General features: G+C 59.5%; 19 protein-coding genes. All 19 read left to right on the top strand.

The genetic code is table 11. The features are described 5' to 3' along the window. The first annotated feature begins 112 nt into the window (after positions 1 to 112). The gene (gene recQ, locus AWB66_RS23940; RefSeq protein ID WP_087632575.1) at positions 113 to 1,960 is read left to right on the top strand and encodes a DNA helicase RecQ; all 1,848 of its coding nucleotides are present in this window, start codon (positions 113 to 115) and stop codon (positions 1,958 to 1,960) included. Positions 1,961 to 2,181: 221 nt separating this feature from the next. Continuing rightward, a complete protein-coding gene (gene rpsL / locus AWB66_RS23935) occupies positions 2,182 to 2,562 on the top strand; it encodes a 30S ribosomal protein S12 (protein WP_006998493.1) in 381 nt (126 codons plus the stop codon). A gap of 176 nt (positions 2,563 to 2,738) precedes the next feature. After that, positions 2,739 to 3,209, top strand: coding sequence for a 30S ribosomal protein S7 (gene rpsG / locus AWB66_RS23930; protein WP_006053291.1), 471 nt, complete (start codon positions 2,739 to 2,741; stop codon positions 3,207 to 3,209). A gap of 121 nt (positions 3,210 to 3,330) precedes the next feature. Next, a complete protein-coding gene (gene fusA, locus AWB66_RS23925) occupies positions 3,331 to 5,433 on the top strand; it encodes an elongation factor G (RefSeq protein WP_087632574.1) in 2,103 nt (700 codons plus the stop codon). 51 nt (positions 5,434 to 5,484) lie between these two features. Beyond that, positions 5,485 to 6,675: an elongation factor Tu gene (gene tuf / locus AWB66_RS23920; protein WP_087632573.1), complete on the top strand. Its 1,191-nt coding sequence runs from the start codon at positions 5,485 to 5,487 to the stop codon at positions 6,673 to 6,675. Positions 6,676 to 6,814: 139 nt separating this feature from the next. Next, the gene (rpsJ, locus tag AWB66_RS23915; RefSeq protein WP_006998489.1) at positions 6,815 to 7,126 is read left to right on the top strand and encodes a 30S ribosomal protein S10; all 312 of its coding nucleotides are present in this window, start codon (positions 6,815 to 6,817) and stop codon (positions 7,124 to 7,126) included. A 187-nt stretch (positions 7,127 to 7,313) separates the two neighbouring features. Further along, positions 7,314 to 7,973, top strand: coding sequence for a 50S ribosomal protein L3 (gene rplC / locus AWB66_RS23910; RefSeq protein ID WP_087632591.1), 660 nt, complete (start codon positions 7,314 to 7,316; stop codon positions 7,971 to 7,973). Next, positions 7,973 to 8,593 (top strand): 50S ribosomal protein L4, encoded by a 621-nt coding sequence (gene rplD / locus AWB66_RS23905; protein ID WP_087632572.1) that lies wholly within the window; start codon positions 7,973 to 7,975, stop codon positions 8,591 to 8,593. The genes rplC and rplD overlap by 1 nt, the downstream gene beginning before the upstream one ends. Beyond that, on the top strand, positions 8,590 to 8,904 hold the full coding sequence (rplW, locus tag AWB66_RS23900) for a 50S ribosomal protein L23 (RefSeq protein WP_060858186.1): 315 nt from the start codon (positions 8,590 to 8,592) through the stop codon (positions 8,902 to 8,904). The genes rplD and rplW overlap by 4 nt, the downstream gene beginning before the upstream one ends. A gap of 2 nt (positions 8,905 to 8,906) precedes the next feature. Next, complete coding sequence (rplB, locus tag AWB66_RS23895; RefSeq protein WP_087632571.1) at positions 8,907 to 9,734, top strand: 50S ribosomal protein L2; 828 nt, start codon at positions 8,907 to 8,909, stop codon at positions 9,732 to 9,734. 10 nt (positions 9,735 to 9,744) lie between these two features. Beyond that, positions 9,745 to 10,020, top strand: coding sequence for a 30S ribosomal protein S19 (gene rpsS / locus AWB66_RS23890; protein WP_035554748.1), 276 nt, complete (start codon positions 9,745 to 9,747; stop codon positions 10,018 to 10,020). Positions 10,021 to 10,032: 12 nt separating this feature from the next. Then, positions 10,033 to 10,362, top strand: a complete 330-nt coding sequence (gene rplV / locus AWB66_RS23885) for a 50S ribosomal protein L22 (RefSeq protein ID WP_087632570.1) — start codon at positions 10,033 to 10,035, stop codon at positions 10,360 to 10,362. Between the two features lie 11 nt (positions 10,363 to 10,373). Next, positions 10,374 to 11,177 (top strand): 30S ribosomal protein S3, encoded by an 804-nt coding sequence (gene rpsC / locus AWB66_RS23880; protein ID WP_087632569.1) that lies wholly within the window; start codon positions 10,374 to 10,376, stop codon positions 11,175 to 11,177. Between the two features lie 2 nt (positions 11,178 to 11,179). Next, positions 11,180 to 11,596: a 50S ribosomal protein L16 gene (gene rplP, locus AWB66_RS23875; RefSeq protein ID WP_031361576.1), complete on the top strand. Its 417-nt coding sequence runs from the start codon at positions 11,180 to 11,182 to the stop codon at positions 11,594 to 11,596. 10 nt (positions 11,597 to 11,606) lie between these two features. After that, the gene (gene rpmC, locus AWB66_RS23870; RefSeq protein WP_087126354.1) at positions 11,607 to 11,801 is read left to right on the top strand and encodes a 50S ribosomal protein L29; all 195 of its coding nucleotides are present in this window, start codon (positions 11,607 to 11,609) and stop codon (positions 11,799 to 11,801) included. Next, positions 11,798 to 12,070 (top strand): 30S ribosomal protein S17, encoded by a 273-nt coding sequence (gene rpsQ, locus AWB66_RS23865; protein ID WP_035933074.1) that lies wholly within the window; start codon positions 11,798 to 11,800, stop codon positions 12,068 to 12,070. The genes rpmC and rpsQ overlap by 4 nt, the downstream gene beginning before the upstream one ends. A 288-nt stretch (positions 12,071 to 12,358) precedes the next feature. Further along, entirely contained in the window at positions 12,359 to 12,727 is a 369-nt protein-coding gene (rplN, locus tag AWB66_RS23860) for a 50S ribosomal protein L14 (RefSeq protein WP_006052212.1), read from the top strand. 9 nt (positions 12,728 to 12,736) lie between these two features. Continuing rightward, entirely contained in the window at positions 12,737 to 13,045 is a 309-nt protein-coding gene (rplX, locus tag AWB66_RS23855; RefSeq protein ID WP_062638156.1) for a 50S ribosomal protein L24, read from the top strand. A 14-nt stretch (positions 13,046 to 13,059) separates the two neighbouring features. Continuing rightward, positions 13,060 to 13,599 (top strand): 50S ribosomal protein L5, encoded by a 540-nt coding sequence (gene rplE, locus AWB66_RS23850; protein ID WP_035933066.1) that lies wholly within the window; start codon positions 13,060 to 13,062, stop codon positions 13,597 to 13,599. The last annotated feature ends 2 nt before the right edge of the window (positions 13,600 to 13,601 follow it).

Below are 13,601 nucleotides of genomic sequence, written 5' to 3'. Positions count from 1 at the left end.
CGGTTTTTTTTTGCCCATCGTCCGATCGGATAATCCGCGTGCAAAGCTCGGGATGCGGGCTGCTTCGTTGGTAAAATCGGTGCATCCACGCCACGACGTCCCCGTCCTTTCAATGTCCCGATCGCTCGAAATCCTCAACGAAGTATTTGGCTACCCCGCATTTCGCGGACAGCAGGGCGATATCGTCGAACACGTGGCCGCAGGCGGCGATTCTCTCGTGCTCATGCCAACGGGCGGCGGCAAGTCGCTGTGTTATCAGATTCCCTCACTGGTACGGCGCGAAGCCGGTTTCGGCGCGGGCATCGTCGTCTCGCCGCTGATCGCGCTGATGCAGGACCAGGTGGCGGCGCTGCTCGAAGTCGGCGTGCGCGCCGCATACCTGAATTCCACGCTGTCGGGCGCCGAAGCTGCCGCGACCGAGCGCGCGTTGCGTACCGGCGAAATCGACCTGCTCTACGTCGCGCCCGAGCGCCTGATGACGGCGCGCTTCCTCGATTTGCTCGAAAGCGCGCCGATCGGTCTCTTCGCCATCGACGAGGCTCATTGCGTATCGCAATGGGGGCACGACTTTCGGCCCGAATACATCCAGTTGTCGGTGCTCCATGAGCGTTTTCCATCGGTGCCGCGTATCGCCCTTACGGCGACCGCCGATGCGATCACGCGCGACGAAATCGTTCACCGCCTCGCACTCGACGACGCGCGCATCTTCGTGTCGAGCTTCGATCGGCCGAACATCCGTTACCGGATCGTCGAGAAGGACAATGCGCGTGCGCAGCTGCTCGATTTCATCCGCGCCGAGCACACGAACAAGGACGGCACGACCGATGCGGGCGTGATCTATTGCCTGTCGCGCCGCAAGGTCGAGGAAACGGCCGACTGGCTCAAGGGCCAGGGCGTTCGCGCGCTGCCGTACCACGCCGGCATGGAGTTCGAGACGCGTCAGAAACACCAGGAAATGTTCCAGCGCGAGGAGGGCATCGTGATGTGCGCGACGATCGCCTTCGGCATGGGTATCGACAAGCCAGATGTGCGGTTCGTCGCGCATCTGGATTTGCCGAAGAGCGTCGAAGGCTACTATCAGGAGACGGGGCGCGCGGGCCGCGACGGCATGCCGGCGAATGCATGGATGGCCTACGGTCTCGGCGACGTCGTGCAGCAGCGCAAGATGATCGACGAATCCGACGCCGATGACGTACACAAGCGCGTTCAGGGCGGCAAGCTCGACGCGTTGCTCGGGCTTTGCGAGGCCGCGTCCTGCCGGCGCGTGCGGCTGCTCGGGTACTTCGGCGAAACGAGCCAGCCGTGCGGCAATTGCGACACCTGCATCGAGCCGCCGGCTTCGTGGAACGCCACGCGCGAGGCGCAAATGGCGCTGTCCTGCGTGTACCGCGCGTTCAAGGCGAGCGGGTTTCACTTTGGCGCCGGTCATCTGATCGATATCCTGCGCGGCAATCGCACGGAGAAAATCCTGCAGCGCGGGCACGAAAAGTTGTCGACGTTCGGCGTCGGCGCAGAACTGTCGGAGCCGGAGTGGCGCGCTGTTTTCCGGCAACTGGTCGCGTTCGGCTACCTGGCGGTCGATCACGACGGGTTCGGTGCCCTCGTGCTGACCGACGCAAGCAAGCCCGTCCTCAAGGGCGAGCAAAACGTGACACTGCGCAAATACGTGAAACCGACGCGCACGCGTCAGTCGTCGGCGCGCACGGGCGAGCGTGCGGACCCGGCCGCGGGGATGTCGCCGCGCGAGAAGGCTCGCTGGGAACGCCTGCGCTTGTGGCGGTCCGAAACGGCGAAGAGCGACGGCGTGCCGGCCTACGTGATTTTCCACGACGCGACGCTCGCCGAGATCGCTCGCAACGACCCTAATTCGATCGACGATTTGCGTCATATCCCGGGAATCGGCGCACGAAAACTCGACCGTTTTGGCGACGAATTGCTCGAAGTCGTCGCAGCGGACTAGCCTTGCGCTCACCGGGGTAGCCGGAAAGCGGTGCAAGCTATTGACCGAATTAGCAATCTCGGACTATCATGCTAGGTTCTCGTTCTTGGCTCGTTCGCGCGCGCTCGAAAATCGATTCGACGCGGGCTGGACGCAGTTGAGGATGAGAAGTTCGATACGCGCTTCGATTCGCTTTGCCCGAAAAAGGGCGCGTCGATTTTGATCAATTTCAGGAATAGACAATGCCAACCATCAATCAATTGGTTCGCAAAGGCCGCGCTTCGGAAACAACGAAGAGCAAGTCGCCGGCTTTGCAGGACTGCCCGCAGCGTCGCGGCGTGTGCACTCGCGTGTACACGACGACGCCGAAGAAGCCGAACTCGGCACTTCGTAAAGTTGCCAAGGTTCGTCTGACGAACGGCTTCGAAGTCATTTCGTACATCGGTGGTGAAGGCCACAACCTGCAGGAACACTCGGTCGTGCTGATTCGCGGCGGTCGTGTGAAGGACTTGCCGGGTGTGCGTTACCACATGGTTCGCGGCTCGCTGGATACCCAGGGCGTCAAGGACCGTAAGCAGGCTCGCTCGAAGTACGGTGCGAAGCGTGCCAAGGCTGGCAAGTAATTCGCCGGTTCGTAGTTTCAGGTTGCCGCAAGGCGTTCAAGGCGGTGGTGCCGGAAGTGCCGGTGCTGTCGAGTAAGTGGTCACCCGGCCAAGCTGGTTAATCAAGTGAGATGGATCGGGTTTGTTGGTGGCCGCGGGGCTCATCGAGCTCCAACTGAAAAGTTAAAGGAAGAAACATGCCGCGTCGTCGCGAAGTCCCCAAGCGGGAAGTGTTGCCGGATCCGAAGTTCGGCAACGTTGATGTAGCTAAGTTCATGAACGTACTGATGCTCTCCGGCAAGAAGTCGGTTGCCGAGCGTATCGTGTACGGCGCTTTTGAACAGATCCAGACGAAGGGTGGCAAGGACCCGCTGGAAGTGTTCACGGTTGCGCTCAACAACGTGAAGCCGGTCGTCGAAGTGAAGAGCCGTCGCGTTGGTGGTGCGAACTATCAAGTTCCGGTCGAAGTGCGCCCGTCGCGTCGTATGGCATTGGCGATGCGTTGGCTGCGTGAGGCTGCGAAGAAGCGCAGCGAGAAGTCGATGGCCCTGCGTCTGGCAGGTGAGCTTTCGGAAGCGGCCGAAGGCCGTGGCGGCGCAATGAAGAAGCGCGACGAAGTTCACCGGATGGCAGAAGCCAACAAGGCGTTCTCGCATTTCCGTTTCTAAGTCCCCCGACTTAGGTCGAACGGAAAAATTCCGGGCGGGTGCGCTTCCAAAGCGCCTCGCCCGTTTGTGTTAGGACGCGGCCGGCCACAAGCCGCCGCGTCGACCCAATAAAGGATTTAAAGTGGCTCGCAAGACACCTATCGAGCGCTACCGTAACATCGGTATCAGCGCTCACATCGACGCCGGCAAGACGACGACGACCGAGCGCATCCTGTTCTATACGGGCGTGAACCACAAGATCGGTGAAGTTCACGACGGCGCGGCAACGATGGACTGGATGGAGCAAGAGCAGGAGCGCGGCATCACCATCACGTCGGCAGCTACCACGGCGTTCTGGAAGGGCATGGCCGGCGACCGCGCCGAGCACCGCATCAACATCATCGACACCCCGGGTCACGTCGACTTCACGATTGAAGTCGAGCGCTCGATGCGCGTGCTCGACGGTGCGTGCATGGTTTACTGTGCCGTGGGCGGCGTGCAGCCGCAGTCGGAAACCGTTTGGCGTCAGGCCAACAAGTACGGCGTGCCCCGTCTCGCGTTCATCAACAAGATGGACCGTACCGGCGCGAACTTCTTCAAGGTTTACGACCAGCTGAAGCTTCGCCTGAAGGCGAACCCGGTTCCCGTCGTCGTGCCGATCGGCGCTGAAGAGTCGTTCACGGGCGTGGTCGACCTGCTGAAGATGAAGGCGATCATTTGGGACGAAGCGTCGCAAGGCACGAAGTTCTCGTACGAAGACATCCCGGCAAACCTCGTCGAAACGTGCAATGAGTGGCGCGAGAAGATGGTCGAGGCGGCGGCGGAGTCGACCGAGGACTTGATGAACAAGTACCTCGAGACGGGCGAATTGACCGAGGCGGAAATCCTCAAGGGTCTGCGCGACCGCACGATCGCTTGCGAAATTCAGCCGATGCTGTGCGGTACGGCGTTCAAGAACAAGGGCGTGCAGCGTATGCTGGACGCGGTTCTGGACTTCCTGCCGTCGCCGGTCGACATTCCGCCGGTCACGGGCGAACTCGAAAACGGTGAGAAGGCCGAGCGTCGCGCGGCCGACGACGAGAAGTTCTCATCGCTGGCATTCAAGATCATGACCGACCCGTTCGTCGGCCAATTGATCTTTTTCCGTGTGTATTCCGGCACGACGAAGTCGGGCGACACGCTGCTGAACGCGACCAAAGACAAGAAGGAACGTCTCGGCCGTATTCTGCTGATGCACGCAAACCAGCGCGAAGAAATCAAGGAAGTCCATGCGGGCGACATCGCCGCGGCAGTCGGCCTGAAGGAAGCGACCACGGGCGACACGCTGTGCGATCCGCAGCATCCGATCGTCCTTGAACGCATGATTTTCCCGGAGCCGGTGATTTCGCAGGCCGTCGAGCCGAAGACGAAGGTCGACCAGGAAAAGATGGGCCTCGCGCTCAACCGCCTGGCGCAAGAAGATCCGTCGTTCCGCGTTCAGACCGACGAGGAATCGGGCCAGACCATCATTTCGGGCATGGGCGAACTGCACCTCGAAATTCTGGTCGACCGGATGAAGCGCGAATTCAACGTCGAAGCGACGGTTGGCAAGCCGCAAGTTGCGTATCGCGAAACGATCCGCAGCAAGGCTGAAGACGTCGACGGCAAGTTCGTCAAGCAGTCGGGTGGTCGCGGCCAGTACGGTCACGCGGTCATCACGCTGGAGCCGAACGAGCAGGGCAAGGGTTACGAGTTCCTCGACGAAATCAAGGGCGGCGTGATTCCGCGTGAATACATTCCGGCGGTCGACAAGGGTATTCAGGAAACGCTGAAGGCGGGCGTGCTTGCTGGTTTCCCGGTGGTCGATGTGAAGGTTCACTTGACCTTCGGTTCGTACCACGACGTCGACTCGAACGAAAATGCGTTCCGCATGGCCGGTTCGATGGCGTTCAAGGAAGCAATGCGCCGTGCGAGCCCGGTGATTCTCGAACCGATGATGGCTGTCGAAGTCGAAACGCCGGAAGACTACATGGGCAACGTGATGGGCGATCTGTCGAGCCGTCGCGGTATCGTGCAGGGCATGGAAGACATGGTTGGCGGCGGCAAGATCGTGCGCGCTGAAGTCCCGCTGTCGGAGATGTTCGGCTATTCGACGTCGCTGCGTTCGGCGACGCAAGGCCGCGCAACGTACACGATGGAATTCAAGCACTATTCCGAAGCGCCGCGTAACGTGTCTGACGCGATCATCAACGCGAAATCCAAGTAATTCGGCAAGCTGAAAGTCTTAACCGATCAACATTTTTGAAAGAAGGCAATCATGGCAAAAGGTAAATTCGAGCGGACCAAGCCGCACGTGAACGTTGGAACGATTGGTCACGTTGACCACGGCAAGACGACGCTGACGGCAGCGATCACGACGGTGCTGACCAAGAAGTTCGGCGGCGAAGCAAAGGCATACGACCAGATCGACGCGGCGCCGGAAGAAAAGGCGCGTGGTATCACGATCAACACCGCGCACGTCGAGTACGAAACGGCTAACCGCCACTACGCACACGTCGACTGCCCGGGCCACGCCGACTATGTGAAGAACATGATCACGGGCGCCGCGCAGATGGACGGTGCAATCCTGGTGTGCTCGGCCGCTGACGGCCCGATGCCGCAAACGCGTGAGCACATCCTGCTGGCTCGCCAGGTTGGCGTGCCTTACATCATCGTGTTCCTGAACAAGTGCGACATGGTCGACGACGCCGAGCTGCTCGAACTCGTCGAAATGGAAGTGCGCGAGCTTCTGTCGAAGTACGACTTCCCGGGCGACGACACGCCGATCATCAAGGGTTCGGCCAAGCTGGCGCTGGAAGGCGACACGGGCGAGCTGGGCGAAGTGGCAATCATGAACCTGGCCGACGCACTGGACACGTACATCCCGACGCCGGAGCGCGCAGTGGACGGCGCGTTCCTGATGCCGGTGGAAGACGTGTTCTCGATCTCGGGTCGCGGCACGGTGGTGACGGGCCGTATCGAGCGTGGCGTGGTGAAGGTTGGCGAGGAAATCGAAATCGTCGGTATCAAGACGACGGTGAAGACGACCTGCACGGGCGTGGAAATGTTCCGCAAGCTGCTCGACCAGGGTCAAGCGGGCGACAACGTCGGTATCCTGCTGCGCGGCACGAAGCGTGAAGACGTCGAGCGCGGCCAGGTGCTGGCCAAGCCGGGTTCGATCACGCCGCACACGCACTTCACGGCTGAGGTGTATGTTCTGTCGAAGGACGAAGGCGGTCGTCACACGCCGTTCTTCAACAACTATCGCCCGCAGTTCTACTTCCGCACGACGGACGTGACCGGCTCGATCGAGTTGCCGAAGGACAAGGAAATGGTGATGCCGGGCGACAACGTGTCGATCACGGTGAAGCTGATCGCGCCGATCGCCATGGAAGAAGGTCTGCGTTTCGCCATCCGTGAAGGCGGTCGTACCGTCGGCGCAGGTGTCGTGGCCAAGATTATCGAGTAAAATCGAAATCTTACCTGCAGTTGCTGTACTGAAGTAATGTGCCCGGGGCCGGGCGTCCTCCCTCAGTGGAGGCCCGGCCTCACGCTCTTTTACCAAATCGGCGGCGCAATACCGCCTCGCTCTTTTTCAAGGAATTGTCATGCAGAACCAGAAAATCCGCATTCGCCTGAAGGCTTTCGACTATCGTCTGATCGATCAATCGGCAGCCGAAATCGTCGACACCGCGAAGCGGACTGGCGCAATCGTTCGTGGTCCGGTGCCGCTGCCGACCCGCATCCAACGCTTTGACATCCTGCGTTCGCCGCACGTCAACAAGACGTCGCGCGATCAGCTCGAAATTCGCACGCACCAACGCCTGATGGACATCGTCGATCCGACGGACAAGACGGTCGACGCGCTGATGAAGCTCGACCTGCCGGCTGGCGTCGATGTCGAAATCAAGCTGCAGTAAGGTTGTACCCGCCGCCGGGCGCGCCTGGCGGTGCTAAGTCTTTGATTGCTTGCAGAAAACGAAAAGCCTTGTTATACTTCAAGGCTTTTCGCGCATTTGCGCAAAAAAGCTGGCTCAAATCTCTGCGAGGCGAGCCGGCATTTTGTAAATCAGCCCCGACCAATCGCAGTTGGGAATGGAGAAAACGATGAGCCTTGGACTCGTAGGTCGCAAGGTTGGCATGACCCGTATCTTTACGCCTGAGGGGGATTCGATTCCCGTCACCGTACTGGACGTGTCGGACAACCGCGTGACGCAGATCAAGACCGTTGAAACGGATGGTTATACCGCCGTTCAGGTTGCATTCGGTACTCGCCGCGCATCGCGCGTGACGAAGCCGTTGGCAGGTCACCTTGCCAAAGCCGGTGTTCAAGCCGGTGAAGTCCTCAAAGAATTTCAAATCGATGTCGCGAAGGCTGCCGAGCTGTCGAACGGCGCAGTGATCGGTACGGATCTCTTCGAAGTGGGCCAGAAAGTCGACGTGCAAGGCGTGTCGATCGGTAAGGGCTACGCCGGTACCATCAAGCGCTACAACTTCGCATCGGGTCGCGCATCGCACGGTAACTCGCGTTCGCACAACGTTCCGGGTTCGATCGGTATGGCGCAGGATCCGGGTCGTGTTTTCCCGGGTAAGCGCATGACGGGTCACATGGGCGACGATACCGTGACGGTTCAGAACCTCGTGATCGCTCGCATCGACGCCGACCGCAATCTGCTGCTGGTTCGCGGCGCCGTTCCGGGTGCCAAGGGCGGCAAGGTTTTCGTGACGCCGGCTGTCAAGACGCGCGCTGTGAAAGGAGCGAAATAATGGAACTTAAGCTCCTGAATGCCAATGGTCAGGAAGGCGCAGGCGTGAACGCATCGGACGTCGTGTTCGGTCGCGATTACAACGAAGCCCTGATCCATCAGATCGTCGTGGCTTACCAGGCCAACGCACGTAGCGGCAACCGCGCGCAGAAAGACCGTGAGCAAGTCAAGCACACGACCAAGAAGCCGTGGCGTCAAAAGGGCACGGGCCGCGCTCGTGCCGGTATGTCGTCGAGCCCGTTGTGGCGCGGCGGTGGCCGTATCTTCCCGAATTCACCGGAAGAAAACTTTTCGCACAAGGTCAACAAGAAGATGCATCGCGCAGGTCTCTGCTCGATCTTCTCGCAGCTGGCCCGTGAAGGCCGTATCTCGGTGGTCGACGAGCTGACGCTCGAAGCGCCGAAGACCAAGCTGCTGGCCGAAAAATTCAAGGCAATGGGTCTCGACTCCGTGTTGGTGATTACGGATACGGTCGACGAAAACCTGTACCTCGCGTCGCGCAACCTCGCCCATGTGGCAGTTGTCGAGCCGCGTTACGCCGACCCGCTCTCGTTGATCTACTTCAAGAAGATCCTGATTACGAAGGCTGCGGTCGCCCAGATCGAGGAGTTGCTGTCATGAGCGAGATTCGCAAGAACGATCATCGTTTGATGCAGGTCCTGCTCGCGCCGGTGGTCTCCGAAAAGGCGACGCTGGTGGCCGACAAGAACGAGCAAGTCGTGTTCGAAGTCGCGCCCGATGCCACGAAGCAGGAAGTGAAGGCCGCTGTCGAGCTGCTGTTCAAGGTGGAAGTCAATTCCGTCAATGTGCTGGTCACGAAGGGTAAAGCCAAGCGCTTTGGCCGCTTCATGGGCAAGCGCAAGGACGTGAAGAAGGCGTATGTCTGCTTGAAGCCCGGCCAGGAAATCAACTTTGAAGCGGAGGCCAAGTAATCATGGCAATCGTAAAAGTTAAGCCGACTTCGCCGGGCCGCCGCGCGATGGTCAAGGTGGTCAACAAGGATCTGTACAAGGGCAAGCCGCACGCAGCGCTGCTCGACGCGCAGTCCACGACCGCCGGCCGTAACAACAATGGCCGCATCACGACCCGTCACAAGGGTGGTGGTCACAAGCAGCATTACCGCCTGGTCGATTTCCGTCGCAACAAGGACGGCATTCCGGCAAAGGTCGAGCGTCTCGAGTACGACCCGAACCGTAGCGCGAATATCGCGCTGGTTCTGTACGCAGACGGCGAGCGCAAGTACATCATCGCTCCGAAGGGTTTGACGGTGGGTCAGCAATTGATCTCGGGTTCGGAAGCTCCGATCCGCGCAGGCAACACGCTGCCGATCCGCAACATCCCGGTCGGTACGACGATCCACTGCATCGAAATGCTGCCGGGCAAGGGCGCGCAGATCGCGCGTTCGGCTGGCACGTCGGCGATGCTGCTGGCTCGCGAAGGCACCTACGCGCAGGTTCGTCTGCGCTCGGGCGAAATTCGCCGCGTGCACATCGAGTGCCGCGCGACGATCGGTGAAGTGGGCAACGAAGAGCATAGCCTCCGTCAAATCGGTAAGGCTGGCGCGAACCGCTGGCGCGGTATCCGCCCGACGGTGCGTGGCGTTGCAATGAACCCGGTCGATCACCCGCACGGTGGTGGTGAAGGTAAGACGGCAGCAGGTCGCGATCCGGTGAGCCCGTGGGGCACGCCGACGAAGGGTTATCGCACCCGCAGCAACAAGCGCACGACGACGATGATCGTTCAGCGCCGTCACAAGCGCTAAGGAGTAAGCAATGGCACGTTCTGTTAAAAAAGGTCCGTTCTGCGACGCCCATTTGCTGAAGAAAGTTGAGGCGGCTGCAGCTTCGCGTGATAAGAAGCCGATCAAAACCTGGTCGCGTCGTTCGACGATTCTGCCGGATTTCATCGGTCTGACGATTGCCGTGCACAACGGCCGTCAACACGTTCCGGTGTATGTGTCGGAAAACATGGTCGGCCACAAGCTTGGCGAGTTTGCATTGACCCGTACGTTCAAGGGTCATGCAGCCGACAAGAAGGCCAAGAAATAAGGGGCTATCAAGATGGAAGTAAAAGCTATTCATCGCGGTGCCCGCATCTCGGCGCAGAAGACGCGCCTTGTGGCTGACCAGATCCGTGGTTTGCCGGTCGACAAGGCGTTGAACGTTCTGACGTTCTCGCCGAAGAAGGCGGCGGGTATCGTCAAGAAGGTCGTGCTGTCTGCGATCGCCAATGCGGAGCACAACGAAGGCGCCGATATCGACGAGCTCAAGATCACGAGCATCATGGTCGACAAGGCTGCATCGCTGAAGCGTTTCACCGCGCGCGCAAAAGGCCGTGGTAACCGCATCGAGAAGCAATCCTGTCACATCACTGTGACGGTCGGGAATTAAGGAGCCATACGATGGGACAGAAAATTCATCCGACAGGCTTCCGCTTGGCCGTCAGCCGGAATTGGGCGTCGCGTTGGTACGCGAACAACAACAATTTCGCGTCGATGCTGCAGGAAGACATCGGTGTTCGTGAATACCTGAAGAAGAAGCTGAAGAACGCTTCGGTTGGTCGGGTGGTCATCGAGCGTCCGGCGAAGAACGCCCGCATCACGATTTACAGCTCGCGTCCGGGTGTCGTCATCGGCAAGAAGGGCGAGGATATCGAACTGTTGAAGTCGGAACTCCAGAAGCGCATGGGCGTTCCGGTTCACGTCAACATCGAAGAAATCCGCAAGCCGGAAACCGATGCTCAACTGATCGCCGATTCGATCACGCAACAGCTCGAGCGCCGGATCATGTTCCGCCGCGCGATGAAGCGTGCGATGCAAAACGCGATGCGTCTGGGTGCTCAAGGCATCAAGATCATGAGCGCCGGCCGTCTGAACGGTATCGAAATCGCTCGTACCGAGTGGTATCGCGAAGGTCGCGTGCCGCTTCATACGCTGCGTGCCGATATCGACTACGCAACGTCGGAAGCGAAAACCACGTACGGCATCATCGGCGTGAAGGTGTGGGTCTACAAGGGCGACACGCTGGGCCGCAACGATGCACCGGTGGTCGAAGAAGTGACCGAAGACAAGCGTCCGCGCCGCAACGCACGTCCGGGTGGCGATCGCCGTCCGCGTCGCGATGGTGAAGGTGGTGGCCCGGCAGGTGCACGCCGTGGCGCTCCTCGTCGTACCGGCGGCGCCGGTGACGGGAAGACTGGAGAATAACGATGCTGCAACCGAAACGCAGAAAGTATCGCAAAGAGCAAAAGGGTCGCAACACCGGCAAGGCGACGCGCGGCAACGCGGTGTCGTTCGGTGAATACGGTCTGAAGGCGATCGGTCGCGGCCGTTTGACCGCGCGTCAAATCGAAGCGGCGCGTCGTGCAATGACGCGTCACATCAAGCGCGGCGGCCGTATCTGGATTCGCATTTTCCCGGACAAGCCGATCTCGCAAAAGCCGGCTGAAGTACGGATGGGTAACGGTAAGGGTAACCCTGAGTACTACGTCGCAGAGATTCAACCGGGCAAGATGCTGTACGAAATGGACGGTGTTACCGAAGAACTGGCACGCGAAGCGTTCCGTCTGGCTGCAGCCAAGCTGCCGCTGAAGACGTACTTCGTTTCACGCCAGCTCGGCGCCTAAGGAGTGAATGATGAAGGCTTCTGAACTTCACCAGAAAGACCAGGCCGCGCTCAACCAAGAGCTGACGGACCTGCTGAAGGCGCAATTCGGCCTGCGCATGCAACTCGCGACGCAGCAGCTCACGAATACGAGCCAGCTGAAGAAGGTTCGTCGCGACATCGCACGTGTGCGGACCGTCCTGACTGAGAAGGCGAACCAGAAATGAACGATAGCGTAAAAACCTCGCTCAAGCGGACGCTGGTCGGCAAGGTCGTCAGCAACAAGATGGACAAGACGGTCACCGTGCTGGTCGAGCACCGTGTGAAGCATCCGATCTACGGCAAGTACGTCGTGCGTTCGAAGAAGTACCACGCGCATGACGACGCGAACACGTACAACGAAGGCGATCTCGTCGAGATCCAGGAAACGCGTCCGATTTCGAAGACGAAAGCCTGGGTTGTGTCGAAGTTGCTCGAAGCGGCTCGCGTGATCTAAGCGCCAAATGCGGTAAAAGTAGTATCGCAGTAACTTTCGCTTGCAAGACCGAGATTATGCGTTATAATCTCGGTCTTCCCTCTTTGTGGGAGCCCCGTCGCGGGCGAAGTTGGTGGGGGAAGCCGGTTCGGGCGCCATGCCTGTATCGACAGATTCACCGGATTGCGATGGCGGGTTTCGTCTGCCCTCGCTGCCTGTTCTAACCCAAGCAGCCGATTGGCTGACGGGACCAAGACTGACCGGATGCGCCATGGTGGTGCAATCGGATTAAGTTGGGAAAGATAAACCATGATCCAGACCGAAACTCGGCTTGAAGTGGCCGACAACACGGGTGCGCGTGAAGTCATGTGCATCAAGGTGCTCGGCGGCTCGAAGCGTCGTTACGCTAGCATTGGCGACATCATCAAGGTGACCGTCAAGGAAGCAACGCCGCGCGGACGCGTGAAGAAGGGCGAAATCTACAACGCCGTGGTGGTTCGTACGGCCAAGGGCGTGCGCCGCCAGGACGGCTCGCTGATCAAGTTCGACGGCAATGCCGCCGTTCTTTTGAATGCGAAGCTGGAACCCATCGGCACGCGTATTTTCGGGCCGGTCACGCGTGAACTGCGTAGCGAACGATTCATGAAGATCGTTTCGCTCGCGCCGGAAGTGCTGTAAGGAGTCGCGATGAACAAGATTCGCAAGGGTGACGAAGTGATCGTCATCACCGGCAAGGACAAAGGCAAGCGCGGTGTCGTGCTGGCCGTTGGGGAAGATCGTGTGACGGTCGAGGGCATCAACCTCGTCAAGAAACACGTGAAGCCGAACCCGATGAAGGGTACGACGGGCGGTGTGGAAGCCAAAACGATGCCGCTGCATATTTCGAACGTCGCATTGGTCGACGCGAATGGCAAGGCGTCGCGAGTGGGCATCAAGGTCGAAGGCGACAAGAAGGTTCGCTTCTTGAAGTCGACGGGCGCCACGCTCAACGCCTGACGCGGAGTTAAAAAATGGCTCGTCTGCAAGAATTTTATAAAGAGAAGGTTGTACCCGGCCTCGTTGAGAAGTTCGGATACAAGTCCATCATGGAAGTGCCGCGCATCACCAAGATCACCCTGAACATGGGTCTTGGCGAAGCCGTCGCCGACAAGAAGATCATCGAAAACGCCGTTGGCGACCTGACGAAGATCGCGGGCCAAAAGCCGGTGATCACGAAGGCACGCAAGGCAATCGCTGGCTTCAAGATTCGTCAGGGCTATCCGATCGGCGCGATGGTTACGCTGCGCGGTCAGGCCATGTACGAATTCCTGGACCGTTTCGTGACGGTTGCGCTCCCGCGTGTGCGTGACTTCCGTGGCGTGTCGGGTCGTGCGTTCGATGGTCGCGGCAACTACAACATCGGTGTGAAAGAGCAGATCATTTTCCCCGAAATTGACTACGACAAGATCGACGCGCTGCGTGGGCTGAACATCAGCATCACGACAACTGCGAAGACTGACGATGAAGCAAAGGCACTGCTCGCCAGCTTCAAGTTCCCGTTCAGAAACTGAGG

This window comes from Caballeronia telluris, from assembly GCF_001544495.1.
Classification (GTDB): domain Bacteria; phylum Pseudomonadota; class Gammaproteobacteria; order Burkholderiales; family Burkholderiaceae; genus Caballeronia; species Caballeronia telluris.
This window is presented reverse-complemented; position numbering and strand designations above follow the sequence as displayed.

Excerpts from the sequence above, each read along its gene's own strand:
- recQ (WP_087632575.1), top strand. The coding sequence starts at position 113 with ATGTCCCGATCGCTCGAAATCCTCAACGAAGTATTTGGCTACCCCGCA.
- rpsL (WP_006998493.1), top strand. The coding sequence starts at position 2,182 with ATGCCAACCATCAATCAATTGGTTCGCAAAGGCCGCGCTTCGGAAACA.
- rpsG (WP_006053291.1), top strand. The coding sequence starts at position 2,739 with ATGCCGCGTCGTCGCGAAGTCCCCAAGCGGGAAGTGTTGCCGGATCCG.
- tuf (WP_087632573.1), top strand. The coding sequence starts at position 5,485 with ATGGCAAAAGGTAAATTCGAGCGGACCAAGCCGCACGTGAACGTTGGA.
- rpsJ (WP_006998489.1), top strand. The coding sequence starts at position 6,815 with ATGCAGAACCAGAAAATCCGCATTCGCCTGAAGGCTTTCGACTATCGT.
- rplC (WP_087632591.1), top strand. The coding sequence starts at position 7,314 with ATGAGCCTTGGACTCGTAGGTCGCAAGGTTGGCATGACCCGTATCTTT.
- rplD (WP_087632572.1), top strand. The coding sequence starts at position 7,973 with ATGGAACTTAAGCTCCTGAATGCCAATGGTCAGGAAGGCGCAGGCGTG.
- rplW (WP_060858186.1), top strand. The coding sequence starts at position 8,590 with ATGAGCGAGATTCGCAAGAACGATCATCGTTTGATGCAGGTCCTGCTC.
- rplB (WP_087632571.1), top strand. The coding sequence starts at position 8,907 with ATGGCAATCGTAAAAGTTAAGCCGACTTCGCCGGGCCGCCGCGCGATG.
- rpsS (WP_035554748.1), top strand. The coding sequence starts at position 9,745 with ATGGCACGTTCTGTTAAAAAAGGTCCGTTCTGCGACGCCCATTTGCTG.
- rplV (WP_087632570.1), top strand. The coding sequence starts at position 10,033 with ATGGAAGTAAAAGCTATTCATCGCGGTGCCCGCATCTCGGCGCAGAAG.
- rpsC (WP_087632569.1), top strand. The coding sequence starts at position 10,374 with ATGGGACAGAAAATTCATCCGACAGGCTTCCGCTTGGCCGTCAGCCGG.
- rplP (WP_031361576.1), top strand. The coding sequence starts at position 11,180 with ATGCTGCAACCGAAACGCAGAAAGTATCGCAAAGAGCAAAAGGGTCGC.
- rpmC (WP_087126354.1), top strand. The coding sequence starts at position 11,607 with ATGAAGGCTTCTGAACTTCACCAGAAAGACCAGGCCGCGCTCAACCAA.
- rpsQ (WP_035933074.1), top strand. The coding sequence starts at position 11,798 with ATGAACGATAGCGTAAAAACCTCGCTCAAGCGGACGCTGGTCGGCAAG.
- rplN (WP_006052212.1), top strand. The coding sequence starts at position 12,359 with ATGATCCAGACCGAAACTCGGCTTGAAGTGGCCGACAACACGGGTGCG.
- rplX (WP_062638156.1), top strand. The coding sequence starts at position 12,737 with ATGAACAAGATTCGCAAGGGTGACGAAGTGATCGTCATCACCGGCAAG.
- rplE (WP_035933066.1), top strand. The coding sequence starts at position 13,060 with ATGGCTCGTCTGCAAGAATTTTATAAAGAGAAGGTTGTACCCGGCCTC.